This is a genomic window from Micromonospora sp. NPDC048843, assembly GCF_040649965.1.
GTDB lineage: Bacteria > Actinomycetota > Actinomycetes > Mycobacteriales > Micromonosporaceae > Micromonospora > Micromonospora hortensis.
Genome location: NZ_JBEZGJ010000403.1, coordinates 1 through 1,016 on the forward strand (window position 1 = coordinate 1; position 1,016 = coordinate 1,016).

Here is a 1,016-nt window from a genome sequence, read left to right on the forward strand (position 1 = left end):
CCTCCTCGATCGACGAAATACCCAGCAACCGAACGTTTTCGGGCAGCACGAAACAGGCCCCGGATGCGGCCCGGAGGCACGCGCGGAGGCATGGCCACAGATGGTTCGGCGAAGACACCACACGCCCCGACCGCGTGGGTGCGAAGAATCGAAATAGATTGCGTCTCAGTAATTTCGGTGAACCAGAGTGGTCACCAAGTCATATCGAACCGACACCCTCCAACATCCCGGCCGACGCATTCCCCGGCCTCATCTCCTGCGTCCGGTGGCGAATCACGCACACCGTGTCATGCAGCGAACATTAGGCCGAAGACTTATAAAAAGGAACGAGATCCTTCAAAAAAAATCGGACCGATGTCCAACTCGACCGATAACCGGACAGAGATGTGCCCGAAACCACAGTGTGACCTGCGAGTGTGAGTCAGAGCACTTTCAGACGCGGAGCCTACGAGCCGAAACGTTGCATCTGCGTTGCATCGGCCCCGATTCGCCGGTCGAGCACCCGGATTTTGGCCTCGATCTGGGCATACAGGGCGGAATCGCGATCCGCGGTCGCGCGATAGGCCACCCACGCGGCCGCATCGTCACGCCCCTCGGCGCCCGATGTCCATCGGCCGAGCACGGCGGCGCGTAGTCCGGCGTTTGCAGCAACCCGACGACTGCGTCCGGGGAGTAGGTGTACATCCGCTCCACCGACGCCTCGAGGCCCATGTACACGTTGAAGGACCGAGGGATCACATCGTCGTACTCGTGCCACCAGCTCTGCACATTCGCTTGTCGTGCAAGCCCTTCCAGCGCAGCCGTCAGGTTGTCGTCGGCACCGAACACCTCGCAGAGGGCCCGGATGTCCCGCGTGCGCAGCTTCGCCGGGAACAGCCCTCGTTCGAAGCGCTGAATCGTGCTCGTGCTGAGCTCGGCCTTCTTCGCCACCTCCACGATGGTCATTCCGGTTTAGGATCGCAGGTCGCGGAGGTACCTGCCGAGTTGGCGCCTGGGTACGGTGCTGCCGGGTTCTG

General features: G+C 62.0%; 1 protein-coding gene. It reads right to left on the reverse strand.

The genetic code is table 11. The annotated features are described in order from the left end of the window. Positions 1-432: 432 nt before the first annotated feature. The gene (locus tag AB0C20_RS36435; RefSeq protein ID WP_357569748.1) at positions 433-945 is read right to left on the reverse strand and encodes a Scr1 family TA system antitoxin-like transcriptional regulator; all 513 of its coding nucleotides are present in this window, start codon (positions 943-945) and stop codon (positions 433-435) included. Positions 946-1,016: the final 71 nt, after the last annotated feature.

What these genes read in the sequence shown, in the direction of transcription:
- AB0C20_RS36435 (WP_357569748.1), bottom strand. Translation starts at nt 945, where the DNA reads ATGACCATCGTGGAGGTGGCGAAGAAGGCCGAGCTCAGCACGAGCACG.